Annotated in this window: 20 protein-coding genes and 1 pseudogene; 14 read left to right on the forward strand and 7 right to left on the reverse strand. The window is 61.1% G+C overall.

What is annotated here, in order from left to right; all coding sequences use genetic code 11:
* Window positions 1–466 precede the first annotated feature (466 nt).
* From LKG04_RS08840 to rho, 11 genes and pseudogenes are all read left to right on the forward strand, one after another.
* Window positions 467–932, forward strand: a pseudogene (locus tag LKG04_RS08840) (TrmH family RNA methyltransferase); the annotation flags it as partial.
* A 56-nt stretch (window positions 933–988) separates the two neighbouring features.
* Complete coding sequence (locus LKG04_RS08845; protein ID WP_434734857.1) at window positions 989–1294, forward strand: TrmH family RNA methyltransferase; 306 nt, start codon at window positions 989–991, stop codon at window positions 1292–1294.
* 197 nt (window positions 1295–1491) lie between these two features.
* Entirely contained in the window at window positions 1492–2691 is a 1200-nt protein-coding gene (locus LKG04_RS04850; protein WP_434734856.1) for an ABC transporter ATP-binding protein, read from the forward strand.
* Window positions 2688–3605, forward strand: coding sequence for an ABC transporter permease subunit (locus LKG04_RS04855; protein ID WP_291761713.1), 918 nt, complete (start codon window positions 2688–2690; stop codon window positions 3603–3605). The genes LKG04_RS04850 and LKG04_RS04855 overlap by 4 nt, the downstream gene beginning before the upstream one ends.
* Window positions 3606–3709: 104 nt before the next feature.
* Entirely contained in the window at window positions 3710–4006 is a 297-nt protein-coding gene (gatC, locus tag LKG04_RS04860; protein ID WP_291761715.1) for an Asp-tRNA(Asn)/Glu-tRNA(Gln) amidotransferase subunit GatC, read from the forward strand.
* A gap of 1 nt (window position 4007) precedes the next feature.
* Window positions 4008–5549, forward strand: coding sequence for an Asp-tRNA(Asn)/Glu-tRNA(Gln) amidotransferase subunit GatA (gene gatA, locus LKG04_RS04865; protein ID WP_291761717.1), 1542 nt, complete (start codon window positions 4008–4010; stop codon window positions 5547–5549).
* 21 nt (window positions 5550–5570) lie between these two features.
* Window positions 5571–7070, forward strand: a complete 1500-nt coding sequence (gene gatB / locus LKG04_RS04870) for an Asp-tRNA(Asn)/Glu-tRNA(Gln) amidotransferase subunit GatB (RefSeq protein WP_291761719.1) — start codon at window positions 5571–5573, stop codon at window positions 7068–7070.
* A gap of 383 nt (window positions 7071–7453) precedes the next feature.
* A complete protein-coding gene (locus LKG04_RS08850) occupies window positions 7454–8743 on the forward strand; it encodes a GNAT family N-acetyltransferase (RefSeq protein ID WP_291761722.1) in 1290 nt (429 codons plus the stop codon).
* The gene (locus LKG04_RS04880) at window positions 8740–9054 is read left to right on the forward strand and encodes a DUF2469 domain-containing protein (protein WP_291761724.1); all 315 of its coding nucleotides are present in this window, start codon (window positions 8740–8742) and stop codon (window positions 9052–9054) included. The genes LKG04_RS08850 and LKG04_RS04880 overlap by 4 nt, the downstream gene beginning before the upstream one ends.
* Window positions 9055–9251: 197 nt before the next feature.
* Window positions 9252–10973 (forward strand): NAD(P)/FAD-dependent oxidoreductase, encoded by a 1722-nt coding sequence (locus tag LKG04_RS04885; RefSeq protein ID WP_291761725.1) that lies wholly within the window; start codon window positions 9252–9254, stop codon window positions 10971–10973.
* Between the two features lie 478 nt (window positions 10974–11451).
* Window positions 11452–13497, forward strand: coding sequence for a transcription termination factor Rho (gene rho, locus LKG04_RS04890; RefSeq protein WP_291761726.1), 2046 nt, complete (start codon window positions 11452–11454; stop codon window positions 13495–13497).
* Window positions 13498–13725: 228 nt separating this feature from the next.
* On the opposite strand, the gene LKG04_RS04895 is transcribed toward rho, so the two are convergent.
* Window positions 13726–14949 carry a pyridoxal phosphate-dependent aminotransferase gene (locus LKG04_RS04895; protein ID WP_291761747.1) on the reverse strand — a complete coding sequence of 408 codons (1224 nt, stop codon included), beginning with the start codon at window positions 14947–14949 and terminating at the stop codon, window positions 13726–13728.
* 334 nt (window positions 14950–15283) lie between these two features.
* On the opposite strand from LKG04_RS04895, the gene LKG04_RS04900 reads away from it, so the two are divergent.
* The gene (locus tag LKG04_RS04900) at window positions 15284–15778 is read left to right on the forward strand and encodes an Lrp/AsnC family transcriptional regulator (RefSeq protein WP_291761729.1); all 495 of its coding nucleotides are present in this window, start codon (window positions 15284–15286) and stop codon (window positions 15776–15778) included.
* 109 nt (window positions 15779–15887) lie between these two features.
* Window positions 15888–16280 carry a chorismate mutase gene (locus tag LKG04_RS04905; RefSeq protein ID WP_291761731.1) on the forward strand — a complete coding sequence of 131 codons (393 nt, stop codon included), beginning with the start codon at window positions 15888–15890 and terminating at the stop codon, window positions 16278–16280.
* Window positions 16281–16491: 211 nt separating this feature from the next.
* Here LKG04_RS04905 and valS read toward each other — a convergent pair whose 3' ends face one another.
* The 4 genes from valS to LKG04_RS04925 form a co-directional block, all read right to left on the reverse strand.
* A complete protein-coding gene (valS, locus tag LKG04_RS04910) occupies window positions 16492–19317 on the reverse strand; it encodes a valine--tRNA ligase (RefSeq protein ID WP_291761733.1) in 2826 nt (941 codons plus the stop codon).
* A gap of 158 nt (window positions 19318–19475) precedes the next feature.
* Entirely contained in the window at window positions 19476–21011 is a 1536-nt protein-coding gene (locus LKG04_RS04915) for an ABC transporter substrate-binding protein (RefSeq protein WP_291761735.1), read from the reverse strand.
* A gap of 160 nt (window positions 21012–21171) precedes the next feature.
* Window positions 21172–21834, reverse strand: coding sequence for an endonuclease III (gene nth, locus LKG04_RS04920; RefSeq protein ID WP_291761737.1), 663 nt, complete (start codon window positions 21832–21834; stop codon window positions 21172–21174).
* A gap of 14 nt (window positions 21835–21848) precedes the next feature.
* Window positions 21849–22742, reverse strand: a complete 894-nt coding sequence (locus LKG04_RS04925) for a winged helix-turn-helix transcriptional regulator (protein WP_291761749.1) — start codon at window positions 22740–22742, stop codon at window positions 21849–21851.
* Window positions 22743–22937: 195 nt separating this feature from the next.
* Between LKG04_RS04925 and LKG04_RS04930 the strand changes: the two genes are divergently transcribed.
* Window positions 22938–23747: a hypothetical protein gene (locus tag LKG04_RS04930; RefSeq protein WP_291761739.1), complete on the forward strand. Its 810-nt coding sequence runs from the start codon at window positions 22938–22940 to the stop codon at window positions 23745–23747.
* 196 nt (window positions 23748–23943) lie between these two features.
* Here the strand turns inward: LKG04_RS04930 and LKG04_RS04935 are convergent, their stop codons facing one another.
* Together LKG04_RS04935 and LKG04_RS04940 are read right to left on the reverse strand one after the other, a co-directional pair.
* Complete coding sequence (locus LKG04_RS04935) at window positions 23944–24510, reverse strand: manganese efflux pump MntP (protein ID WP_291761741.1); 567 nt, start codon at window positions 24508–24510, stop codon at window positions 23944–23946.
* Window positions 24511–25127: 617 nt separating this feature from the next.
* Window positions 25128–25619 carry an inorganic diphosphatase gene (locus LKG04_RS04940; protein ID WP_291761743.1) on the reverse strand — a complete coding sequence of 164 codons (492 nt, stop codon included), beginning with the start codon at window positions 25617–25619 and terminating at the stop codon, window positions 25128–25130.
* Window positions 25620–25687 lie beyond the last annotated feature (68 nt).

Consider the following 25687-nt stretch of genomic DNA (forward strand, 5'->3'; position numbering starts at 1 on the left):
TGCAGATGCAGGATTGCGCAGATGGCGCCGACGAGCATGATGCCGAACGGTGAGGTACTGAATATCGTTGAGCAACAGGCACTGAGTAACAGGCACTGAGCAACAGGCACTGAGTAAATACCATGGTGGAATAACCCTATGCGAAGGGCATTGTGTAACGAGGCAATGAAAAAGGCATCAGGTGGGAACGCTGCATGAAATTGCCGCCGACCCGGCGTGGCAAGAGGCACTGTCGAGGTGCGCCGTAGACAATGCCGTGCAGAAAGCATGGGATTAGCGGAGGAACGGCTGCATGAAAGACTGCATGGCGATGGCAACGGCGCATGGCAATGACAATACTGTGCAAAAGTCGCTGCATGGCGAGCGCTGCACGGGTAGCTCGGAGGGTATCGGCTATGCCGTGTCGGCGGCATAGCATGGACGGCATGGCAAGAACACAAACACAAACACGTATGAGGAGCATCGTATGAGGGAGCCAAATCCTATCACTGCTGCGGCTCAGGCTTCGGGCGAGCCGGCATTCAGGCGGATTGGGGTTGGTCCCTGGGACCTGGAGCATCCAGACAGGCCGCGCCCCGATGATCCTACGAGTCCGGATTTCGCAGCTGGGCGATACGATGCCGCGTTGCTTGATGAAGGTGATCGCCGCAATATTCTGGATCGGTACCGGTATTGGACCGTCGAAGCGATTTGCGACGACCTTGATATGCGCGGTCGGCATGGCTTCGAGGTCGCGGTGGAGAACTGGACGCATGATTTCAACATCGGCTCCATGGTGCGCACCGCCAACGCCTTCGCTGCCGGAACCGTCCACATCGTCGGTCCGCATAAGTGGAACCGCAAGGGTTCGTTGATGACCGAGCTGTACCAGCATGTCGAGCATCATCCGAGCATCGAAGAACTCGTATCGACTTGGCGCGCGGGAATCCGGCGCGAATTCGATGCAGCTGAGCAACGCGGAGGCGTTGACCACGATGCTGGTGGCGATATTGATAGCGGCGTAGACCGCGGAAATACGGCAAACGCGGCAACGCAGCCTCGCGAAGGGCGCGTCATCGCATTGGATATCGTTCCCGGAGCCGTGCCGATCGAGACGTATCAATTCCCCGTGCGCTGCCTGATGCTGTTCGGCGCGGAAGGCCCGGGCCTGTCGAGCAAAGCGCTCGAGCTCGCCGACGATGTGGTCTATATTTCCCAGTTCGGCTCGGTGCGTTCCATCAACGCCGGTGCCGCTGCAGCCGTCGCCATGCACTGCTGGATCGCCCAGCACGGCCACGGCGTACGGCGGGACTGAACGGTGAACCTGACTCTGAGTCGCTACGTCTTTGCCTGCTCTGCATCACAAGCCCTGCATAAGAGCCTATTGGTGCGGGAATTGCTAGAAGGCGAGGAGATGCGGTGCAACAGAATACGGGTGGGGATTGGCGCGAACACGGCCGACCATGGGCAAATCCGCCTATTCGCAACACGCATACGTTAGAGTGGTGCATCATGATAACCATTGAAGGGGTGAGCAAACGCTTCGGCGCGAAGGTAGCGCTCGATCAGGTCAGCTTTACGGCTGAGGACGGCAAGGTCACTGGCTTCTTGGGACCGAATGGCGCCGGGAAATCAACCACGATGCGTGCGGCGCTGGGGCTGATACGCGTCGACGCAGGGAATGCGCTGATCGATGGCAGGCCATTTCGCGAGAGCGCATCGCCTATGGCGCTAGTTGGTGCCGTGCTGGACGCCAAATCGGCGCATAAAGGCCGTACGGCATATAATCATCTGCGTGCGCTCGCACTGACCAACGGCATCCCCAAGAGGCGTGTCGACGAGGTTATCGCGCTGACCGGCCTGGAGAGTGTGAGGAAGCGCAAGGCCGGGTCGTTCTCGCTGGGCATGAGCCAGCGGCTCTCGATCGCGGCGGCACTGCTGGGCGACCCGCATAACCTCGTGCTCGACGAGCCGGTCAATGGACTCGACCCCGAAGGCGTCAAATGGGTGCGTGAGCTGTGCCGTTTTTACGCCAGCCAAGGCCGGGCTGTGCTGCTCAGCTCCCACCTGATGAGTGAGGTCGCACTGACTGCGGACAATCTGGTGATCATCGGTCAGGGCCGCATTCTCGAAACGACGACGGTCGATCATTTCGTCGCGGAGCATTCGGCCCACGCGATCCGCATCGTCACACCCGAGCCCGATAAACTTAGGAGGATTTTCGCAGGCGCGAGGCAGGTGCAGGTCAATGAAGTAGCCCGGCTGGCGTCTGATCCGGAGGATGGCGCGGTATTGCGCGTCTCCGGCGCACAACTGGAGCGGGCCGCGCAGGTCTTCGCCCAGGCGCAGCTGGTGACCTATGAGCTCATCGAGGAGCGGGCTTCGCTGGAGGACGCCTACATGATGCTCACGCACACGCATGTGCAGTATGCGACGCGCGAGGTTCCCGGGCAGAAGCCCGTACAGTACGGGCAGCTTGGGACGTCTGCGCGGGGAATGGGCGCTTCGATTCAATCGCAGGCTTCTGCGCAGGCCGCAGCTCCGCTGAAGACAGCTGAACCACAGCCGGCTGAATCCGTGTCAGAGGAGCCAATGCCGCAATTGAACGGTATCTCTGCGCGTGGCGCATCGACGGCTGACGTCGCCAACGCGCCAGCTGAGGACCGAGCCAGCGGCCAAGACCAGACGACGACGCAAGGAGGCGCGCAGTGAGCAACGCGAACGGCGGATATACGACCGGGCGGCGCATGGCCTCCACCAGACTGCACCTGAGCTTCTGGGGCAGCGTGCACGCCGAGCTGGTGAAGTTGATGAGCCTGTCCTCGACGTGGTGGCTTATGGGCATCACCGCAGTGCTGATGCCTGCGGTTGCTGCATTGAACGTATGGGGCACTGTCTTCGCCAGCGCTGTCGGCGAGAATGGAGAATCCCTCAGCGTCGCCAGATCCATATCCAGCGCCGACCTATGGTCCGGCATCGGCACGACGGCCGGCACGGTTGGTCTTGTCATCGGCATTTTCGGCGTCATGGCCATCACTACTGAATATACGACTTCCAGCGTGCAGGCGTCGCTGAGCGTCAATCCCAGGCGCATCATGTTCATGAATGCCAAAGCGCTTGCAACCGCGGTTTGCACGTTCGTGACTGCGCTGATCGGCATGTTGCTCTCATGGGCGGTCATGCTGGTGATGACCGCCGGTTCGAAGCTTGAACCGCTTGGCGATGCTGGGCGTTTCCTGCCGTTGATCGTGATTGTTGGCGGGCCGGCCATCTTGGCTTGTATGGCTGTGCTTTCGCTAGGTCTGGGCGCATTGTGCCGTTCCACGGTCGGCGGTATCTTCTCGCTGGTCGGACTGATCATGATTCTGCCCTCGATCTTCACCCTCGCCCCGGTGCTGAGTTCGCATCTTGGCTGGATGGCGTCGATCAGTGCGTGTCTGCCGAGCATAACGATGAGCGTTTTCCTTTTGGGGCCGGGGCGCGGCGGAGCCATGGCAGAGAGCATGGGGCAGGGGGATGCATTCGCACCAAATTGGTGGCAGGCCGGGCTGATTTTCTTCGTATGGACCGTGACGTTCTATGTCCTCGGCATCATCGTGGCCAAACGCGCAGACATCAAGGGGTGACGGCGCACGCCGAGGCTTGCGGTCCCGCGGCGCAGCCATGAGCGCATGCTCTGCTGATCGTTCACGACCCGCCAACGTCACATATGACTCATATAGTTAAAGCCATGCCTACGTTTACACGCGAAGAAATCGAGCATCTGGGCGATCTCGCCCGTATAGCGCTCACCGATGAAGAGGCGATCCGCCTGCAGGGCGAGTTGAATGTCATCGCCGAATCGATCAACAAGGTGCAGGAAGTCGCTCGCGACGATGTGCAGCCGACTGCGAATCCAGTGCCGCTGGAAGCCTACATGCGTCCCGATGTGGCGCGTACGCCACTCACGCAGGAGGAGGCGCTCTCGGGCGCGCCGCTGTCTGAATCGGGCATGTTCGTGGCTCCGAGAATCCTGGGGGAGGAGTGAAATGAGCGATACCACGCAACTCGTACAGCTGTCCGCCGCCGAGCAGGCCGCCAGGATAAGGTCCGGCGAAGTATCCAGCCGTGAACTGGTCGAAGCCCACCTGTCCGTCATCGAATCCGCCGAGCCGAAAATCAACGCCTTCCTGCAAGTCTCCGGCGATGAGGCGCTTGCGCAGGCGGATGCTTTCGACGCCAAGCACGCCAAAGGCGATGCCGAAGGCCTGCCGGAGCTCGCCGGTGTGCCGATCGCGATCAAAGACATGATCGTGACCAAGGGCATCGTCACCACGGCTGCTTCGAAGATCCTCGAAGGCTGGGTGCCTCCTTATGACGCAACGGTCATCGAAAAGCTCAAGGCGGCTGGCATGCCGCTGCTGGGCAAGACGAATCTTGATGAATTCGCGCAGGGCTCCTCGACCGAGCATTCGGCCTATGGCCCTACGCACAACCCGTGGGACACCACGCGTGTTCCCGGCGGTTCGGGCGGCGGCTCGGCCTCGGCGGTGGCTTCGTTCGAGGCGCCGCTTGCTTTGGGCACCGACACGGGCGGCTCGATTCGCCAGCCTGGTTCATTGACCGGAACCGTGGGCGTGAAGCCGACGTATGGCGCTGTGTCGCGCTTCGGCGCAATCGCCATGGCCAGCTCGCTCGACCAGATCGGCCCCGTTTCGCGCACGGTGCTTGACGCGGCGCTGCTGCAAGAAGTCATCGGCGGCTACGATGAACGCGATTCCACCTCTATCCCGATGCCGGTGGCGCCAATGGCCGCAGCCGCGCGCGAAGGTGCGAAACGCGACCTGCACGGCATGAAGGTCGGCTTGATCAAGGAGCTTGGCGGCGACGGCTACCAGCCCGGCGTCCAGGCACTCTTCGAGGAATCGGTGAAGCTGCTCGAAGACATGGGCGCGGAAGTCGTGGAGGTCTCCTGCCCGCGCTTGGAATACGCGCTCGGTGCCTATTACATCATCATGCCTTCCGAAGTTAGCTCGAACCTGGCTCGCTATGACGGCATGCGCTACGGCCTGCGCGTCATGCCGGCCGATGGCGTGCCCCAAACCGCCGCCAATATGATGGCTGCCACGCGCGAAGCCGGTTTCGGCGACGAGGTCAAGCGGCGCATCATCTTGGGCACCTATGCGCTGTCTGCCGGGTACTACGACGCATGGTATGGCTCGGCGCAGAAGGTGCGCACCTTGGTTATCGAGGACTTCAACAAAGCCTTCGAACAGGCAGATGTGCTCGTCTCCCCGACCTCGCCCAGCACGGCCTTCAAATTCGGCGAGAAAATGGACGATCCGCTGGCCATGTATATGAACGATATCGCGACGATTCCCGCAAACCTCGCCGGCACCCCCGCCATGAGCATTCCAGCGGGATTGAGCGACGACGGCCTGCCGGTCGGCTTCCAGCTCATCGCGCCGCAGAAGCGCGACGACCTGCTCTACAAGCCCGCTGCCGCGCTCGAAGCGGCCTTGGAAGAGCGCTGGAACGGCCCGATCTGGCGTTCGATGAACGCCTCCTGGCTCGAAACTGCCGCGAATTAACGCATCGGAAGGAATGAAATCATGGCTGAGAAACTGATGAAATACGCCGATGCCGTCGCCAAGTTCGACCCGGTATTCGGACTCGAAACGCACGTCGAGCTAAGTACCAACACCAAGCTGTTCTGCCCGGCGCATATCGAATTCGGCGGTGAGCCGAACACGCAGCTCACCCCGGTGAGCCTGGGGCTGCCCGGCTCGCTGCCGGTGGTCAACAAGACCGCGATCGATTACGCGATCAAGCTCGGACTGGCGTTGCACTGCGACATCGCCGAATGGAGCCAGTTCGCCCGCAAGAACTACTTCTACCCCGATATGCCGCGCGACTATCAGATCTCGCAGTATGACAAGCCGCTGAACGGCGAAGGCTATCTCGACGTCGAGCTGGAAGACGGCACGATGTTCCATGTGCCGATCGAGCGTGCGCACGTCGAGGATGACGCAGGCAAGAACACCCATGTGGGCGGAGCCGACGGCCGCATCGAAGGCGCCGACCATTCGCTGGTCGATTACAACCGCGCCGGAGTGCCGCTGATCGAGATCGTCACCAAGCCCATCGAAGGTGCAGGGGCGCGCGCGCCGGAAATCGCCGGGGCGTACGTCCGGGCTATTCGTGACATCGTGCGTGCGCTGAATATTTCGCACGCCCGCATGGAACAGGGCAATATGCGCGCCGATGTCAATATTTCGCTGCGCCGCAGCCCAGACGATCCGCTGGGGACCCGCTCCGAGACCAAGAACGTCAACTCCTTCCGCGGCATTGAGAAGACCATCCAGTACGAGATCCGCCGGCAGGCCGCGATTTTGAACGAAGGCGGGGAGATTCTGCAGGAGACCCGCCATTGGGACGAGGCTTCGCAGTCCACTGCCGGCGGCCGTGTCAAATCGGATGCCGACGATTACCGCTACTTCCCTGACCCCGATCTGGTCATGGTGCATGTCACCAAGGAGCATATCGCGCAGATGCAGGCCCAAATGCCTGAGATGCCGCGCGCACGCCGCAACCGCCTGCAGGCGGAATGGGGCTTCAACGACATCGAGATGCGCGATGTGCTCAACGCCGACGCGCTCGATCTCATTGAGGCGACCATCAAGGCCGGCGCCACCGCCGGCGGCGCGCGCAAGTGGTGGCTCGGCGAATTGAGCCGCGAGGCCAATGCTCGCAGCGTGTCGCTCGAAGAGCTGCCGATCAGCCCGGAAGACATCGCTGCGGTCGAGCAGCTCGTCGCCGACGGCAAACTCAACGACAAACTTGCCAAGCAGACCATATCCGGCGTGCTCGCCGGCGAGGGCGCTCCGGCCGAAGTCGTCAAGCGGCACGGCTATCAGGTGGTGTCGGATGACGGCGCGCTGGATGCTGCGGTAATCGAGGCGATGAAAGCCAATCCCGATGTCGTCGAAAAGCTCAAGAGCGGCAACATGAAGCCGATGGGAGCGCTCATCGGCGCGGTGATGAGGGCCACCAAGGGCCAGGCCGATGCGAAGGCAGTCACCAAGATCGTCATGGCGCAGCTCAAGGGCTGAGCATCAAACCGAAAGAACGGGCCTGCCTTGTTCGCATCGGCGCAGAGGCGTGGCCCCGGTGCGAACAGGACCGGGCCCGTTTCGCCGTTTGGCCATTGCTTGTTCGCACGTTGCGAACCTTCCCGGGATTTTGTGATTTTCAGGTTCCGAGAAAGCCCATTTTCACCAAATTTTCCGGGAAATTCACAGCCTGGAGGCCGGGGCACACCGAGTCGGGGCATACAGGGTCCAAGTGCGCAGAGTCCGAGCTTACGGCATTCGCCCACATGACATCCGGTTTTGCCCAGCCAGGCGTCATCATTCAGCGCACACACTGGATTCCCGCAGTACGGCGAGTACCATAGCTGTAAGTAGCGGTAACCGAAATTGAGGAACACAAGCGAATGTCAGTCAATGCTGCAAGCCCGTCGGACGGCACAGTGCCTCGCGCCCTGCCTGCGCGTCTTGTCATACCATCTATTCGCGGCGAAATGGTGCGGCTGCGGCCAGCGGCCATCGACGATCTGGAACGGCTCGACGAACTCAATGCGTTCCAAGACGCCTCCAAGATCACTGGCAAGGACTCCCAGTCCGAACGTGCAGCGGTGCATGCGTGGGTGCGCCGTTCGGACGCGTGGTCCCAAGGCTTGGCATCGAACGAGTCGGGAGTGGGTGATCCCGAATCCCGGCGCACCATTGCATGGGCGATTCTGACCGACACGCCGCACGCTGATGCCGATGCCGACGGCGGCGAAGCCAAGGCCAAAGCCAAGGATTGCGTCATCGGCATGATTTTCCTGATCGATATCGACGGCTGGGCGCGTTCGGCCCGCATCCAAGTGGTTCTGGGATGCGATTATCGCGGCCGCGGGTATTCGCGCGACGCCATGCCGCGCGTGATGACCTACGGTTTCGCGCCGCAACCCGTCGGGCTTGGCATGCACCGGATTTGGGTGGCTGTGCCGGAGAAGAACTCGCGGTCGCTTTCGGTCTACCAGTCGTTGGGATTCGTGCTCTCGGGAACATCTCGCGATGCGCTGTGGGATGTCGAAAACGGCAAATACCAGAACCTCCATGTACTGGATACCTTGGTGGACGAGTACGATCCGATCCGCTCGCTGGATGCATTCGGCATGCATGTGATCGAAGATAACCCAGGGGTGCGCGAGGCGTTGAGTGCGCGCGAGCACTCGATAGGCATCGAGCAGCATCGCAACGGCGCTTCGGGCGATGATGCAGCGGGCAAAACAGGCGAGACCGGTGGGGCGGCCAGGGCCCGCCAATCCGATTTGGCAGGAAAGTCGAGCACAGCGGACAACCCTGATGCTCGTCCGCTGAAGCGGCAGGCGACACGGCAACAGGTTTCGGAGACGGTATCGGGTCAGCCAGCAGCACAGCCGCAAGGCGAGCAGCCGGCTCAGAAAGTCGCCAGCGATACCGGCGCCGCTGACACGGCTGATGCTGCCGACGCACCCGGCGTCAGCGCAAACGGCGACGGCGGCAGTGATGGCGATAATAGTCTTGAATCCTTGGCCGGCGATCTGCAGCGCCGCGGCGAAGGAGCACAGCCTGCCGACGACGGCGCGCAGGAAGGCGGCTGGCCTTTCTCGGCATCAGGGCGCAAATCGTCCAAGCAGGCTTGGTGGCGCAGCTTGGGCCGCGGGCATAGGAACGGCAAGGAAGGCAATCAATGAGCGCCGAGGATCTCGATAATTACGAAACCGACGCTGAGCTTTCGCTCTACAAGGAATACCGCGATGTCATCAAGCTGTTCACCTACGTAGTGGAGACCGAACGGCGCTTCTACCTGGCGAACAAGGTCGATTTCAACGTGCGTTCGGCCGGGCAGGACGTGTATTTCGACGTCCAGCTCACTGATGCGTGGGTATGGGACGTCTACCGCTCCTCGCGGTTCGTCAAGAATGTGCGCATCGTCACATTCAAAGACGTAAACGTGGAGGAGGTCCAGAAATCGGATATTGACATCCCTGATTCTCTCGATTGAACATGGCTCTTGATCGAGCGCTGCGTTTGATTGAGCAAGCGCTTGCGACTTGTGCCCACCCGGGGTCTTGGCGTGATGCGCGCAGCTCGCAGGAAGCGCACAGATGCGGCGCATTCGTGCATGTTTGCCGGTTTGCGCGGCATGGCGGGCCGCATCGGGTATAGTATGAACGATTTATTTGCTTATAGGAGGTCAATGTGACGCAGAAGGAATCCATCGTGATCATCGGCGGAGGTCCCGCCGGCCTTACTGCCGCTTGGGAATTTGTCAAGGACGGCGGCGCCGGGCACTATGACGTGACGGTGCTGGAGGCAACGAAGGAATTCGGCGGCATCTCGCGCACGGTCAAGCACAACGGCAACCGCATGGATATCGGTGGCCACCGCTTCTTCTCCAAAGACGACCGGATCATGGACTGGTGGAAGAACATCCTGCCGCTGCAAGGCGCGCCGTCCTACGACGACAAGAAGCTCGGGCGGCATCACGATCTGGAGTCTGGCGGCCCGGATCCGGAGCTCACGGACAAGGTCATGCTCAAACGCCACCGCGTCTCGCGCATATTCTGGAATCATCATTTCCTTGATTACCCGATCTCGCTGACGCCCGGGCTGCTCAAGGCGCTCGGCTTCAAACTCACGATGGAGGTCGGGTTCAGCTACCTGCATTCGATGTTCAGCAAACTGCCGGAAGATAATCTCGAGAACTTTTACATCAATCGCTTTGGCCGCAAGCTGTACTCGATGTTCTTCGAAGGCTATACAGCGAAGGTGTGGGGCCGCCCGCCCAAGGAGATTTCTTCGGATTGGGGCGCGCAGCGCGTCAAGGGCCTCGACGTGGTCGCCGTGCTCAAGAACGCCGTGCTCAAGATGATGCCGAAGAAGCGCGACAGCAGCCAGGTCGAGACTTCTCTGATCGAAGAGTTCTGGTATCCCAAGCTCGGCCCGGGCCAGTTGTGGGAGACCGTGGAGTCGCAATGCGTCGAGAACGGCGCCAAGGTCGTCACGGACGCGCGCGTGCGCGAGATCCGCCAGAAGAACGGCAAGATCGCCTCGGTGGTTTATGTCGATTCGGCGGGCAAGAGCACCGAGATCAAGGCCGACCAATTCATCTCGTCGATGCCGATCAAAGACTTGGTCAATGCATTGGCCGAAGGACCAGTCCCCGGCAATGCCAGGAGGACCCGCAAATCAACGGAGTCCGCAGAATCTGCGAAGAAGACCGATATCGCTGAAACCATTGATTCCGGCAAAGGCGGCGCTGCCGAAGCCGTTCAGCCCAAAGCCGTTGCCAAGGCCGTCCCTGAAGATATGATCCATGTCGCCAACGGCTTGCCGTACCGCGATTTCGTGACCATCGGTCTGCTCGTCAAGCACTTGCGCATCAAGAACACCACCGACATCCCCACCTTGGGAAGCCCGCAGATTGTGCCGGATTGCTGGATCTACGTGCAGGACCCGGGCTACAAGGTCGGGCGCGTGCAGATCTTCAACAACTGGAGCCCATACCTGGTCAAGGACGTCGACGACACGGTATGGGTCGGACTCGAATACTTCTGCCAGGAAAATGACGACTTCTGGAATATGAGCGACGAGGACGCCACCAAGTTTGCCATCAGGGAACTCACCCGCATGCGCTTGATCAACGGTCCGCAGGATGTGCTCGACTCGCATCGCGAACGCGTCCAGAAGGCGTATCCGGCGTACTTCGACACCTACGCGCAAATGCCCGAGCTGGTCGAGTACCTTGATTCCTTTGGCAACCTGTACTGCGTGGGCCGCAATGGCCAGCACCGCTACAACAACCAGGACCACTCGATGGCCAGCGCCATCGAGGCCGTCGGCAACATAAGGTCCGGCAAAACCTCGAAACGCAATGTGTGGTCGGTGAACACCGAAAAGTCCTATCACGAGAAGAAGTAGCGGAGCATGTGGCCGTGCCGTGCGGGCCACATCGGCTACTGTCGGCGAGTTGCGCAGGGCGAACAGGGAATGCCAATCATGCCAATGACCCGGGAGGCTGCCGCAACCCGTCGATACCGCCGCAACCCCCGCATTCTTCCTATCCGGATGCGGGCATTGTGATGTCTGGCAGCCGCGAAACATCGCGAGTCCCGCATTACCCACGTGGTTTGTACGTGTTGGATGATGCCCGACCGAGTTCAGACATCGCAACCCCCGCACGAAGCCCTTTGCAGCGCGCAAAAATGTGCCGCGCTGAAGGGTGGATCGCACTGTGGCGATGAACACCTTGTTTGCGTTGGTCGATGCTGCGTTGTACAGTAAACGGAGTCCGGCAGCCGATTGCGATGGTGCCGGGCGTTCATAGCGGTTTTTACCGCATCTTTTTCGTACAGCTCCCAGGCAGTGTGCCGAACGGAGCCAAGGAAAGGCAACACCAGTGGCAACAAGCCAGAATATTGAGGATATGAAGCTGCCTGAGCTCAAGGAGCTCGCCAAGCAAATGGGACTTCGGGGTACGTCGACGATGCGTAAACCCCAACTGCTCGCCACGTTGCAGGCGGCTCGCTCAGGCGGACAGGCGCCCGAGGGCGTCAGCGTGCACACGCCAGGAAAAACGCGGCAGACCAGAAAGGCCGCAGCAGGGCAGTCGGCAGCGGCCGCGCCTTTGACGGGAACAACATCGGCGCCGGCGGCGCCGCAAGACGCCACCGGGACAGCTGCCACGCCGCAGCAAGGCCAAACGACAGCAGCTCGCGAACAGACACCGTTCGCCGCGGCGGTGTTCGGCGATGGCAGGAACAGCATAGAGGGGCCGAATCACGGTGAAGTGAAAAGCGGCGAGGGCGACTCTTCAGAAGGCGAGAAGCGGGTGATCCGACGTTCCCTCACCCATGCGCGCAACGCAAAGCGTCAAGGGCCGCAAGACGACGAGACGAATCTGCTCGACGAATTGGACATCAAACTTCCCGATGCGAAGCGCAGTGACGAGCCCCGTGGACGCAAGCGACGCGAACAACCCCAATACGATTCCGACCAGACGCGTCGTCGCCGTCGCGCCACAACGCAGAATACGGAACACGAGTCGCCCGAGGTGCGCGATCTCGACGACATTCTCGCCGTGCTGCCCGAGCAGGGTCGCGGTGCCGATACTCAGGAGTCGTCAGAGCCGCAGGAGCACGAATTCGTTCGTCGCACCCGTGTGCGCGACCGCAATGACCGCAATGACCGCAACAATGGTAATGGCTCGGATCGTCGCCAGCGCCATATGCGCGGCCGCGAGCGTGATTTCGACAACAATCGCGAAGATCGTGAAGAGCACCGCGACAATCGCCATGACGAGGCTCAGGATGATCTCGTGCCGGTCGCCGGCATCGTCGATGTGCTCGATTCCTACGCCTTTGTGCGCACATCGGGCTACCTGCCCGGTCCCAACGACGTCTATGTCTCTATGGGCCAGGTCAAAAAGTATGGCTTGCGTAAGGGCGATGCGGTGCACGGCTCGATCCGGCCGCCGCGCGAAGGCGACCGCCGCAATCAGCGGCAGAAGTTCGTGCCGTTGCAATCGATCGATACCATTAACGGCGGCGGCATCGAGGACTCCGTCAACCGTCCGCACTTCTCCAAGCTCACCCCGCTGTATCCGCAGGAGCGGCTCAGGCAAGAGACTACGCCCAATCGTTTGACTGGCCGGCTTATCGACATCGTCGCGCCGATCGGCAAGGGCCAGCGCGGTCTGATCGTCTCCCCGCCGAAAGCCGGCAAGACGATCACGCTGCAGAATATCGCCAATTCGATAGCGACGAACAATCCTGAGGTCCACCTCATGGTCGTGCTCGTGGACGAACGCCCTGAAGAGGTCACCGATATGGAGCGCACGGTGCAGGGCGAGGTCATCTCCTCGACCTTCGATCGCCCGGCTTCGGATCACACCACGGTCGCCGAGCTGGCGATCGAACGCGCCAAGCGCCTGGTGGAACTTGGCCAGGATGTGGTCGTGCTGCTTGATTCCATGACCCGTTTGGCCCGTGCCTATAACATTTCCGCCCCGGCCTCCGGCCGAATCCTGTCCGGCGGCGTCGATGCGCAGGCCCTGTACCCGCCCAAGAGGTTCTTCGGCGCGGCGCGCAACATTGAAAATGGCGGCTCGCTGACCATCATCTCCTCGGCGCTAGTGGAAACAGGCTCAAAGATGGACGAGGTCATCTTCGAAGAATTCAAGGGCACCGGCAACATGGAGCTGCGACTGAGCCGCGAGCTGGCCGACAAGCGGCTCTTCCCGGCCATCGACATCAACGCTTCCGGCACGCGCCGCGAAGAGCTGATCACCGCCAGCGACGAGCTGCCGATCATCTATCGTCTGCGCAGGCTGCTCGGCGGGCTCGAGCCCGAGCAGGCATATCAGACCTTGGTGCCGCGTCTGAAGAAAACCGCCGCCAATCGCGATTTTCTCACTGCGATCATCCATCAGAGCGGTTTGAACTAGCCGAATTCTGGTCGTCAGCAGCTGCGCGCTGCATCCAGCGGGGTGCTTGGGCATGATTCGGCGCCGCCCATTGCATGAGTTCTGCCCCCCACGCACGTGGCGAGGTTCCGCCTACCGGTTTTTGCAAAAGCCGGTAGGCGAGGAAAGACGCACGCAACGGCGAAGATGTTGTGCGGTATATGGCGTACCTCACACGCCGTGCGGGCCGGCAAGCCATAACCGGGCTGTTCAGGCCATGATCCCCATGCGATGATAGGCGCGGGTACGGCTGCCCGGCAGCGGATCGCATATACGTTCGGCAAAATCACGCAGGCGTCGCACTCCTTCACGCAGCTCGTCGGCGTCGCCGGCATACGAGAGCCTCGCAAATCCTGCCCCCTCATGCCCGAAGGCGTCACCGGGTACGACGGCCACACGCTCGTCATGCAGCAGCCGCACTGCAAAATCCTGCGAATCCAGCTGGGTCGCGCGAATATCGACGAAAGCATAGAAAGCGCCCTGCGGTTCGATGAGGCTCAAGACGTCGCTGGCCGCGAGCTCATCCAGCACAATCTGCCGTTTGACGCGGTAATCTTCCCGCATCGCCGCGATATGGTCCCTCGGGCCGGCAAGCGCGGCGGTGCCGGCATATTGCGCAGTCGCGTTCACTGAGGATTGCATAAGTTCGGCGATCGTGCCGGTATGTTCGATGATTTGCGCCGGCGCCAGCAAGTAGCCGATGCGCCAGCCGGTCATGGCGAAGGTTTTCGACAGGCTCTCGACCACGATAGTGCGTTCCTTCATGCCATCGACATTGGCAATCGAAGGGGCGGCGTCCATGCCGTCTGCGAACACGAATGGATGATAGACCTCGTCGGAGATCGCCCAGATGTTGTGGCGCATGCAGACTTGCGCGATGCGCTCCAGCTCCTCGTGCGGCGTCACGGCGCCGGTGGGGTTGCCCGGTGAGTTGATGATGACCGCGCGCGTCCGTGGTGTGATCGCCGCCTCGATGTCGTCGGCATTCAATTGCATGCGATGTTCCGGTCGCAGTGCGACCGTCACTGGCTTTGCGCCGCACAGCAACGTTTCGGCGGCATACGATGTGAAGAACGGGGATGGGATGATGACCTCATCGCCCGGGTCGGCGACGGCTTTGAGAGCGAGAAACAGCGCGAAGGTGGCGCCTGCCGTCGCCTGGATCTCTTTCGCAGGGTCGTATCGAATCCCTTTCGCCTCGAGGTTGTAGCGGGCGGCGGCCTCGCGGAATTCTTCGATGCCGAGCACATTGGTGTATTTGGTTTGCCCGCGTCGGATGGAATCGCAGGCCGCATCGACGATATGCGGGGCGGCGGTCTCGCTCGGTTCGCCGACGCACAGCGAAATCGCATCAGGGTACGCCTCGACTTGGTCGAAGACTGCGCGAATGCCGGAGCGCGGGATGCTGGCTATGTGCTGCGCGATGACCGGCATGGCAGTTGCGCAGGCAATGCTTGGTGTGATGGGCGTGGTGATAGTATGCATAGCATCACCTTTCAGAAAGACTTACTGTAATATTGGTTATTGTAAGAATATTTACACTATGTATACAGTAAGACAACAAATATTACTGTTCTGTAAAGAGGTGGCGCTCCTGCGAATTTCCGGTTGGCAGGCAGGGGGATATTCTTGAAAGCAGCAACAACGTATGCGGCTTGACTGGCAATGCTGTTCGGAACGACGTTATGCTGCGGAGACGCAGCATAACGCGGGGGCGCGTTGCGTGGCGAGACGCCGAACGGAACGCGAAGCGAGATAAAGGGGACTGATGGACGTGGCTCGAGTGCATAACGCGCAGGAAGAACGCAAGTCGGCTGGCGCCAAGGCTTCCGACGCCATCGATGTGACCGATGCGGCCATTTTGGATATGCTCGAGGCTGATGGCCGCGCCACGCTTGCGCAGCTTGCGAAAGTCTCGGGGTTGTCTGTCTCGGCCGTGCAATCACGGGTGCAGAAGCTCGAGCGGCGTGGCGTCATCGCCGGATATCGCGCAGTCGTCGATCAAGAGAAACGAGGGCTGCCCATCAGCGCCTTTGTTTCCGTGACCCCGTTGGATTACGCGCAGGAATGCGATATTCCATGCAAGCTGGAGGGCGTCGAGGGCATTGTATCCTGCTATTCGATCGCGGGCGCGCCCAGCTTCCTGCTGGTTGTGCGGGTCGCCTCGCCAGGGAGGCTTGAAGAGCTGCTCAACCTCATCCATCGCACAGTCCCTGTGAACACTGAAACCACGCTGATCCTGCAGACTTATTTCGAGGGCTGACACTGTTCCGCTCTGCGCCTGAGGCTTTCCCCGTTTTTTGTCCTGGCCGGCACTTCTTGGGTTATTCTTTCTTCACTGTCCCGACTTTATCGTGCGCTAGGGTAGAGGCATGGGCGATAGCGAGAACGGCGATTGGCGTGATACGACGATAGATGCGGCGCAGGCCGAACACAATCCCGAAGTGGCCGCTGCGGTCGAACGCATCACGCAGCTGCGCCAATCCATCGACAACATCGACGCCGCGGTCATCGCGCTGCTGGCCGAGCGTTTCAAGGCCACCGCGCAAGTTGGCAGGTTCAAGGCCGAAGCCGGGTTCGCCCCGGCTGATTACCAGCGCGAAGAGTATCAGATCGAACGCCTGCACCGTATTGCCGAAGATGCCGGATTGGATACGGACATCGCCGAAATGTATCGCGAATTCGTCGTCACCGAGACCAAAAAACGCCACGCCCGCATCGCGGCCGCCGGGGGCGATCCCCAGGTTCTCGACGTGTTCGCATGACCGTGGTGTAATCGTCGATGTTACGCTACGCGATATTGCCGTACGAAACGCGATGCCTTGGGCGTATAACGTCACCTTTGTATGGCAGAGCCGAGGTGGCGTAAAAGGTGTGGCTGGTGTCCGCAGACCTTGTCTGCGGACACCAGCCACACGGGGTGAGGCCAGCGAAAGCTAGACCAGAGAACAGCATCCTCTCACGGCCGAGTTTAGCTCAATGCTTCGGTTTCTTGGCTGGCGGTTCGCCGAGCTCGCTGGCGGCGACGGTTACCGTCGGCTCGCTTGATTCGCCTTCTGACGCCTCGGCCGCCTGTACCTCCAACGGTCCGGTGACGCGGCCCGCCTCAGCGATATCGTCGAGCGCGGACTTGACTGCTCGCACGCCAAGTACAGGCACCAGCAGCGTGGCGGAGAGGATCGGGGTCTTCATGGAGACCTTGGCCTGCGACTTCAGCCCGCGCAACTCGGCCAGCGCCTTGCCTGCCCACAGCAGCGTATTCGCATCGACAGCAACGGCCGAACCGGTCGCGGTCGAACCGGCAGTGCTGGTTCCAGCCTCAGCCGCACCGCCTGCCGCCTGCTCGTACAGTCCGGCATCAGGCCATGCCATGCGGTGCACGGAGCCTTCGCCCTCGTGCATCCACGACCATACCTCTTCGGTGGCATAGGGCAGGTATGGCGCGAACAGCCGGGCGAAGGCGTCCAGTCCAAGTCCCAAAGTCGTCCGCGCAGAGAGCACGGCGGAGTCCGAAGGTACTTTTCCTGTCGCGTCGGCGGTGCCGTACGCGCGGTTTTTCGCCAGTTCGATATAGTCGTCGCAGAACTGCCAGAAGAAGGTCTCAATGGCCTCCAAGGCTTTGGAATGCTCATAGGCGTCCAACGCCTGTCCGGCTTCGTGCACCACCTGCGCGAGCGAAGCCATGACCGAGCGATCCAGCGCCTCGGTCACATCGGAGGGCCTCCAGACCTGCGTGGCGTTCTCGCCGACATGATGGTTTTCGTCTTCGCGGCCGATGGCCAGCGCGAACTTGGTGGCGTTGAGCAGTTTGATCGCCAAGCGGCGCCCGATCTTCATCTGGCCTTCGTCATAGGTCGCGTCCAGGCCGAGCCGCGCGGAGGCGGCCCAATAGCGCACTGCGTCCGCGCCGAACTTCTCGATCGGCTCGTTGGGCACGACGACGTTGCCCTTGGACTTCGACATCTTCTTGTGGTCCGGGTCGAGGATCCAGCCGGAAAGCGCAGTATGCGCCCACGGCAGGCACTTGTTCTCCAGGTGCGCGCGGTCCACAGAGCTGAACAGCCACGTGCGGATGATGTCCTGACCCTGCGGGCGCAGGTCCATGGGGAAGGTCGCCTTGAACAGCGCCTGGCTGGCCTCGTCCGGCTCGGCCCAGTGCGTCACGATCTGCGGGGTGAGCGAGGACGTGGCCCACGTATCCATGATATCCTGCTCGGCCGTGAACCCGTTTGGCTGGTCGCGCTGCGACTCCGTGTAGCCTGCCGGCACGTCGCTGGTCGGGTCGATGGGCAGCCGCTCTTCGGCGGGAGTGATCGGGTGAGCGTAGTCGGCCTTGCCGTTTGCATCAAGCGGGTACCACAGCGGGAAGGGCACGCCGAAGAAACGCTGGCGGGAGATGAGCCAGTCGCCGTTGAGGCCATGCACCCAGTTCTCATAGCGCACGCGCATGAAATCAGGATGGAATTGCAGTTCCCTGCCGCGTTCGATCAGCTCCGCGTTGAGTGCCTCATCGGTGCCGCCGTTGCGCAGGTACCACTGGCGCGAGGTGACGATTTCGAGTGGCTTGTCGCCCTTCTCGTAGAAGTTCGTCATGCGGTCGGTCGGCGTCGGCTCGCCGTCCAAGTCGCCGGATTCGCGCAGCGCGTCCACAATGAGCTTGCGGGCCGAGAACGTAGTCTTGCCAGCGGTCTGCGCGAAGATATCGCGCCCGCCCTCGTCGGTGATCCACTCCGGCGTGCCCATCACGATGCGCCCGTTGCGCTGGATGATCGGCCGTGTGGGCAGTTTCAGTTCGCGCCACCATTGGACGTCGGTCATGTCGCCGAAGGTGCAGCACATGGCAATGCCCGCGCCCTTGTCCATTTCGGCGGCCGGATGCGCCAACACCGGCACCTTGACCTTGAACAATGGCGAGTAGACTTCCTGCCCGAAGTAGTTCTTGTAGCGTTCGTCGTCGGGGTTGGCGATCAGCGAGGTGCAGGCGGCAAGCAGTTCGGGGCGGGTTGTTTCGACGTAGATCGGCGTGCCGTCGGCGAAGCGAAAAGCGATGCGATGGTAGAAGCCGGGGTACTCGCGGCTCTCGAGTTCCGCCTGCGCCACGGCGGTCTGGAAGGTCACGTCCCACAGGCCCGGCGCATCCTTCTGATAGACCTCGCCGCGCGCGAGATTGCGCAGGAACGCCTTCTGCGCCACGCGCCGCGGATGCTCGCCGATGGTATGGTACGTCTGGCTCCAATCCACCGACATGCCTAGCGAGCGCCATAGTGCCTCGAATAGCTTTTCATCACGCGCGGTGAGCTGTTCGCACAGCTCGATGAAGTTTTGGCGGCTGACCGGCACCTGGTCCTTGGCGCTGATCTTCTTGCCGTCCGTGCCCTCGAAGGGGGGCCTGAAATCAGGATCGTACTTGAGCGACGTGTCCACGCGCACGCCATAGTAGTTCTGCACGCGCCGCTCGGTCGGCAGGCCGTTGTCGTCCCAGCCCATCGGGTAGAACACATCATAGCCGCGCATGCGCTTGTAGCGCGCGATCACATCGGTATGCGTGTAGGAGAATACGTGTCCCACATGCAGCGATCCGGAAACGGTGGGCGGCGGGGTGTCGATGGAGTAGACGGCCTTGCGGTCGCGTGAATTGCGGAAACGGTATACGCCCGTCTCGTCCCATACCGAACGCCACTTGTTTTCCAACCCGTCGACGCCCACTTTGTCGGGCAGCGGGGTCAGTCTGGCGGCGATGCCATTATCCGCCGTATTGCTGCTGGCGTTGCCGATGATATTGCTCTTGTCCTGATCAGTCATGAAGCCCAAGTCTAGAAAGCGACGGTGACATACAGGAATCATTCATATGCAGACTTTTTGCCTAGATGGAACGCATGCCGGCGGCCGCTCCCGGCATTGGCGCAACCCTCGTCGCCGGGGCGTTCCAACTTGCTCATTCAGCCAATCGGGCCAAGCGCCTATCGGGTCAGCAGATCCTTCAGCAGCAGCAGTTGATCGACCATGTTCTTGGGGTAACCGCTGAGTTTGACCTTGGCCACGATGCGGCTTTTGCGTGTATACAGCCAGTCGCTGGCGGCGTCTTGGCTTACGGTTCTCGCGAAAGCCTGCATGCCCTTGCGGTAGCTGCTGTCGCTGGTGGCCGCCATCGCTTTGGCATATTGCTGTTGGGCGGCGCCGTTCTCGTAGCGCAGCGGGGATTTGGGATCGGCGAACAAGCCAGCGTCGTCGGTTCCGTCCATCGTCAGCAGCGCCATCGTGTAATCGCCCGTGGCCATGCGCGATTTCAATGTTGCATCGTCGACCACCTGCATCTGCACGTTGAAACGGCTGTGCGCCTGCAACTGCTGGGTCACTGCCTCGCCGAGCGACTGATAACGCTGAGGCACTACAAACACCAGCGTTCCGAGATAGTGCGTGGAGAAATACGAGAACATCGACTGCGCCTTGGCCACGTCGTAGGGGAACAGTCCGGTCAGATTCTCGTAGCCGGGCTCCAGCGGGCTGATCGGTCCGCCAAGTTGCTGTGCCGCATCGGCCTGTGTGCGCATGAGGGCCGTCGAGTCGATGATGTATCGGGTCGCCTGGCGCACATGCAGGTCGGAGAAGATAGAGTCGGTGCCGCCGTTGTAGGCGAGCAGCACTTTCGACGTGCTCATGCCGTCGACGACTTTGAGCGTTGGGTCCTCGTCCACGGATGTTTCCAGATCGGGGTTGGATGGTACCGCCATGTTCACGCTGCCGTCGTGCAGCGCCTTGATGAGCGAGGCATCATCGGAAAAGTAGCGCAGCGTCACCTGCGAGGAGGCGGCGGAGCCCGACCAGTATGAGTCGTTGCGTTTCAACGTGATGGACCGGCCGGCTTCGTAGCCGGAAACGATGAACGGACCCGAACCCAAGGCCTGGTCCCCATAGTCGATGTCCGACTGCGAATCGTAGACGATGCCCGGCCGCCACGACAGCGCGCGCAACAGCGTGGGATTGGGCTTGGCCAGTGCGATGACGACCGTCGACGGATCAGGGTTCTGGACCGACTTGAGGGAGCCGAGCTCATTCCAGCCGGTGTAATGATGCCGGATCGCCTGCTGCAGGGACCATACGACATCGGCGGCGTCAAGCCGGTTGCCATTGGAGAAATGCAGGTTGGAATGCAGCGTGAACGTGTAAGTCAACGCGTCCTTGGAGATATTCCACGTTTTCGCCAGACCCGGCTCCAGCTCGTTGTTCTGGTTGCGCTGCACGAGGGTTTCGTAGACGTTGCCGAGCAGCGCCTGATCGATGGCATGGCCATCCTGGGCGCGGATGTCCAACGAAGCGGGCGCCTGCCGGAGCCCGACCGTCACGGTGGTATTCGTTTGCAGCGGGCCGATGCCGGGAATGACGTCCTGATGATTGAGCAACGACCAGCCGAGCCAGATGGCGGCGAACAGCGCCATGGCGACGGCCGCGAAGATGCCCCATCTCTTGGCGACGTCATGCTTCCGGTGCTGTGTCATCTGCAGGCTCTCGTCTTCTCGTCGTGTGGGTTGCATCATTATGGCGTAACTGCGTGGCTGTGTATCTGCAGTCGAGCGATTACGTATTTCCGATCATAATTGCGCGCCCGTACCAGCATCGAGGAGCCTATATCAATGCTGAGAATCAAAGCTGGGCATATCATAGCTGGGCGCTGGGGCAGGTCATATTGAGCGGGCAATGAGCACAGTCAGGCTTACGGGCATGGCAGATGGCGCGCCCATGCAATATCAGTCGGTGCGATAGGTCGGTCCACTCTTCGGGCGGGAAACATGCGGTGATCTCGCGCTCGATGCGCACCGGGTCGGGATGCGTGGAGCGCCAGTCCGAGCGCCAGCGGAGCCGCCCGGTCACGCGCATCACATGTGTGTCGACCGGGAAGCCTGGCACGCCGAACGCATTGCCCAGCACCACATTCGCGGTTTTTCTGCCGACGCCGGGCAAGGTCACCAGCTCTTCCATCGTAGCCGGGACTGCGCCGCCGAAACGTTCCTGCAGCTGGTCGGCCAAGGAGATGATATGCGCGGATTTCGAACGATAGAAGCCTAACGGATGGATGATGTCTTCGACATGCTCGGGATTCGCGGCGGCCAGGTCGGCGGCGGTCGGATAGCGGCGGAACAGCGTCGGTGTAACGGTATTGACCCGTTTGTCGGTCGTTTGGGCGCTCAGCACGGTGGCGATGAGCAATTGCAGCGGCGTCGAGAAGTCCAATGCACACCGCGGTTCGGGAATCTCCCCGCACAGCAGCGCATACTCGCCGTGCATCCGGGCGAGCCGAGATCGTTTCGATTCACGTGGCATGGCGCGGCGCGCCCTTACTGCTGGGAATCGGACGACGTGTCGAAGGAGGGTTCGGGGGAGGCCCCATGGGGCGCGCCCGAACCCTCCCGATCCGCAGCGTCTGCATCGACGCTGTCATGCATGTCCCGATCGGAATGGGTGCGTGTGGATTGTGTCGGTTCGCCTGGCGCGTCCGCCATAGCCGCCTGGGCAGCCTCCACGGCTTCGACTACTGCGGGCTTGTCGCCTTCCGGCGGATCAAAGCGATAGCCGACGTTGCGCACGGTGCCGATCAGATGCTCGTATTCGCCGCCGAGCTTAGCGCGCAACCGTCGGATATGCACATCGACGGTTCGTGTGCCGCCGTAATAGTCGTATCCCCATACTTCCTGGAGCAGCTGGGCGCGTGTGAACACGCGATTGGGATGCTGCACGAGGTACTTGAGCAGTTCGAATTCCTTATAGGCCAAGTCGATTGGATGGCCGCGCAGGCTGGCGGTATATCCATTCGTATCCACCATAAGATCGCCACTGCGGATCTGGCCGTCTTCGACCTGGGTGCCAGTTTCCTCGCCGCCGAAGGAACGCGTGGCGACCTGGCCGACGTGTTCGGAAACCAGCCGCAGCCTGCCTTCGACTTCGGCCGGCGAAGCGCTGGCCACGACTACGTCAGCCACGCCCCATTGCGAGTTGACCACGGTGAAACCGCCCTCGGTCAGCACCAGCACGATAGGCGTGCTCAAACCGGTGGCCTGTACAAGCCGGCACAGGGTTTTCGCATTGGCGAGATCATCGCGGGCGTCGAGAAACAGAATCGTATTCTCAGGCATTTTCACCAAGCTCGCCGCGTCCATCGGCAGCACACGCACGCGATGGGAGAGCAAGGCAAGGGAGGGCAGCACTGAAGCTGGGTCACCGGCGGACGTCATCAGCGTAAGATCGGTCACGCAACCTCCCTCTTCCCACAGTGTTCTCTGGGTACAGTGTACAGCCGACGGTACCACCTATAACAGCCGTGCCTTGTGCGTTTGCTGGTATTGTAGCCGCAGGTTGTGGACACGTGCGGCTACATTTGAAGCCATATCTTACCGCATGGCGTGTCATATAGAGAGAGGAACGGTCTTATGGCCTTCAATGCCGAACCCAATCGAACGCAGACCGATCCGTCAGCGCAGAAGCCATCGGTCCGGCCTTCGGCTCAGCCATCGCCAGCGATGATGTTCGCCGCGCAGCTGATCGCAACGTTCGTGTTTGCGGCATGCTGCGTCGTAGGCGCAGTGTGGGGTTTGCCGGAGATTGTCGTCGCCGTGCTTGCGGCCGTGGCCTTGCTGACGTTTGTGGCGCTTTGGCCGTTGCGTGCCGACATGATTGCCAGGATCGCCGCCCTGGTGGCCGGCGCCGCGTCGATTCTCGTCGCCATGCTTCCCGGTGTCGCTCATCAGGATGGCACCTTCATTGAACCCTCTGCCTTGATGGCGCATGCGATGATGCCGGTGGTCTCCCGCTGGGCGAGCGCGTTGGTGGTGCTGCTCATTCTGCTCGTCATCACCGGTTTCCTCCGTCAGATGCTGCGCGAGCCGCGAACCGAGCTGGTGCGATCGCTTTCATCCTTCGTTTTAGGCGGCGTTGCAGCTGTCGGATCGGCCGGATGGATCATTTTGGCGCGCGTGCTGCGCCAATGGCATGATCTTGTCGCGCCGCAGCCGTCAGGTGCTATGCGGGCCTTATCGACGGGCTCAGCTTGGATTCTTTGTGCGGTTGCGCTCGCTGCGCTTGCAGTGATCGTCGCTATGGCGTTCGTATCCCGCCAGTGGTGGCAAGATGCGGCGATTGATGCGTTGAATCCTGCTCCTTGGCTCGGATTCGGTCTGCTGCCTGCGATGGTGCACGGCTTCCTCGCCTTCCTCGTCGCTTTCGCAGCGCTCGCGTTATAAGACGCTGTTGTGATTGCGCTCGATGCTGCAGCTGTGTTGCCGCCGGGTTGTGTGATTGCCGTGTTGCCCCGGCATGGTATCTTCCGCAGTTCCCCTTCATTCGCGAATGCTCTTTTCGATGCCATGCTCTTGGCCGCATAGACCAATGCCGCCCGAGTATGTGATCAGATGGCTGATCAGACTGGGAATATAGGCATCAGCCGATGAAGCCCAAATGTTCCAGCAGTATATGGGTGCCGATGAGAATCAGCACGATGCCGCCTGCGATCTGCGCCGGCTTCTGCCAACGAATCCCTGCGATACGGCCGATGTAGAGACCGATGGCAGCGAACACGGCCGTCACGATGCCGATGATTGCGATGGAGAAAGGCACGTTGAACTTCAGGAAGGCGAGGCTCACCCCTACGGCGAAGGCGTCGATGCTGCATGCAATGGCCAGCGGCATCATGCGGCGCCAGCCGAATTGCGCGTTCCTGAGCAAGCTGGCTTCTTCGCCGCGCACAGCTTCGCGAATCATGTTACCGCCGATCAGGGTAAGCAAGGCGAAGATGATCCAATGGTCGAAGGCTGCGAGATACTCGTTGAATGCAGTGGCTCCGACGTAGCCAAGCAGCGGGAATAGCGCCTGGAATCCGCCGAACCACAAAGCGGTTTTCAGCGCGTCAAGAGGACGGATGCGCGTTGCCGCGAGACCTTTGCCGATGGCGACGGCGAAAGCATCCATAGATACGGATATAGCAATAAGCAATGGTTGAATAATCATATGTGGTATTCAAAGGGTTCATCGCCGGTGTTGCCCGCCGATGGGCCTCGACGGCCTTCGCCGCCTACGCCTCGGATACCGACACAGAACTGCCGGATTCTCACCGGCTTTGAATTCAACACGAATGCCGTTCGCATGTCGTTTAGTTAATAGGCACGAATATAGCACTTGATCGGACAAGATGCCTCGAGCTCTGCTGTGCCCGAGGCTGAAAGGCGTTACGCAGTCATCTTGGGCAAGAAATGAGATGATATCGAGAATCGAGCACGGCGACAGTGCGAATGCGGGGTTGCGACGTTTCATCGCTCACCACAATGCCCGCGCCAACTTGACTCTTGCGCGGGCATTGCGATGCATAGAGCCGGCCATGCAGCACAAGCCCTGTGCTGGATCTGCCATGGTGCGTGATTTGCAATGTTTGGAGGGTGCCTACGGTTGGGGACCTTCGAGGGAGGAAAGCGTGCGAATGCCGTGCCCGCCACCCGCACACACCTGCACATATGACGAAAGCCGCCCGGGCGGACGGCTTTCTGTGATCTGCATGGGTGGGAAAGATGCGCGAGCCCTGAGTCGGATTGTGATTCAGCTCTTTTGCTTCTCTCCCTTGACGAATGCGCTCAGGCTTGCTGAGACAGCCGTTCGCGCGCGGCCTTGATCTGCTTATCGGCCTCGTCCACACCAGCCCAGTAGTCGCCGGGCTCTACTTCCTTGCCGGGCTCAAGCGCCTTGTACTGCTCGAAGAAGTGCTTGATTTCGGCCTTGTGGAACTCGTTGACGTCGTCGATGTCCTTGATGTCGTCGAAGCGCACGTCGGCGGGCACGCACAGCACCTTGTCGTCGCCGCCGGCTTCGTCGACCATATGGTACAAGCCCACGGCGCGGCACTTTACCACGCAGCCGGGGAACACGGAGTTCGGGATCATCACGAGCGCGTCGAGCGGATCACCGTCCTCGCCCAGCGTCTCGTCGATGTAGCCGTAGTCGTCCGGATAGCCCATCGCGGTGAACAGCGTGCGATCCAGGAACACGCGGCCGGTCTCGTGATCAACCTCGTACTTGTTCTTGGAACCGCGCGGGATCTCGACGACCACGTTGAATGTCTCTGCCATTGTTTCTCCTTAACTGTCTTGACATATGTCTATCGGCCCGGGGCTCGGCGCATGCGCACTAGCAGATG

This window comes from Bifidobacterium sp., from assembly GCF_022640935.1.
Taxonomy (GTDB): Bacteria; Actinomycetota; Actinomycetes; order Actinomycetales; family Bifidobacteriaceae; genus Bifidobacterium.

Excerpts from the sequence above, each read along its gene's own strand:
- LKG04_RS04850 (WP_434734856.1), top strand. The coding sequence starts at position 1,492 with ATGATAACCATTGAAGGGGTGAGCAAACGCTTCGGCGCGAAGGTAGCG.
- gatC (WP_291761715.1), top strand. The coding sequence starts at position 3,710 with ATGCCTACGTTTACACGCGAAGAAATCGAGCATCTGGGCGATCTCGCC.
- gatA (WP_291761717.1), top strand. The coding sequence starts at position 4,008 with ATGAGCGATACCACGCAACTCGTACAGCTGTCCGCCGCCGAGCAGGCC.
- gatB (WP_291761719.1), top strand. The coding sequence starts at position 5,571 with ATGGCTGAGAAACTGATGAAATACGCCGATGCCGTCGCCAAGTTCGAC.
- LKG04_RS08850 (WP_291761722.1), top strand. The coding sequence starts at position 7,454 with ATGTCAGTCAATGCTGCAAGCCCGTCGGACGGCACAGTGCCTCGCGCC.
- LKG04_RS04880 (WP_291761724.1), top strand. The coding sequence starts at position 8,740 with ATGAGCGCCGAGGATCTCGATAATTACGAAACCGACGCTGAGCTTTCG.
- LKG04_RS04895 (WP_291761747.1), bottom strand. The coding sequence starts at position 14,949 with ATGCCGGTCATCGCGCAGCACATAGCCAGCATCCCGCGCTCCGGCATT.
- LKG04_RS04900 (WP_291761729.1), top strand. The coding sequence starts at position 15,284 with ATGGACGTGGCTCGAGTGCATAACGCGCAGGAAGAACGCAAGTCGGCT.
- LKG04_RS04905 (WP_291761731.1), top strand. The coding sequence starts at position 15,888 with ATGGGCGATAGCGAGAACGGCGATTGGCGTGATACGACGATAGATGCG.
- valS (WP_291761733.1), bottom strand. The coding sequence starts at position 19,317 with ATGACTGATCAGGACAAGAGCAATATCATCGGCAACGCCAGCAGCAAT.
- LKG04_RS04915 (WP_291761735.1), bottom strand. The coding sequence starts at position 21,011 with ATGACACAGCACCGGAAGCATGACGTCGCCAAGAGATGGGGCATCTTC.
- nth (WP_291761737.1), bottom strand. The coding sequence starts at position 21,834 with ATGCCACGTGAATCGAAACGATCTCGGCTCGCCCGGATGCACGGCGAG.
- LKG04_RS04925 (WP_291761749.1), bottom strand. The coding sequence starts at position 22,742 with ATGACGTCCGCCGGTGACCCAGCTTCAGTGCTGCCCTCCCTTGCCTTG.
- LKG04_RS04930 (WP_291761739.1), top strand. The coding sequence starts at position 22,938 with ATGGCCTTCAATGCCGAACCCAATCGAACGCAGACCGATCCGTCAGCG.
- LKG04_RS04935 (WP_291761741.1), bottom strand. The coding sequence starts at position 24,510 with ATGATTATTCAACCATTGCTTATTGCTATATCCGTATCTATGGATGCT.
- LKG04_RS04940 (WP_291761743.1), bottom strand. The coding sequence starts at position 25,619 with ATGGCAGAGACATTCAACGTGGTCGTCGAGATCCCGCGCGGTTCCAAG.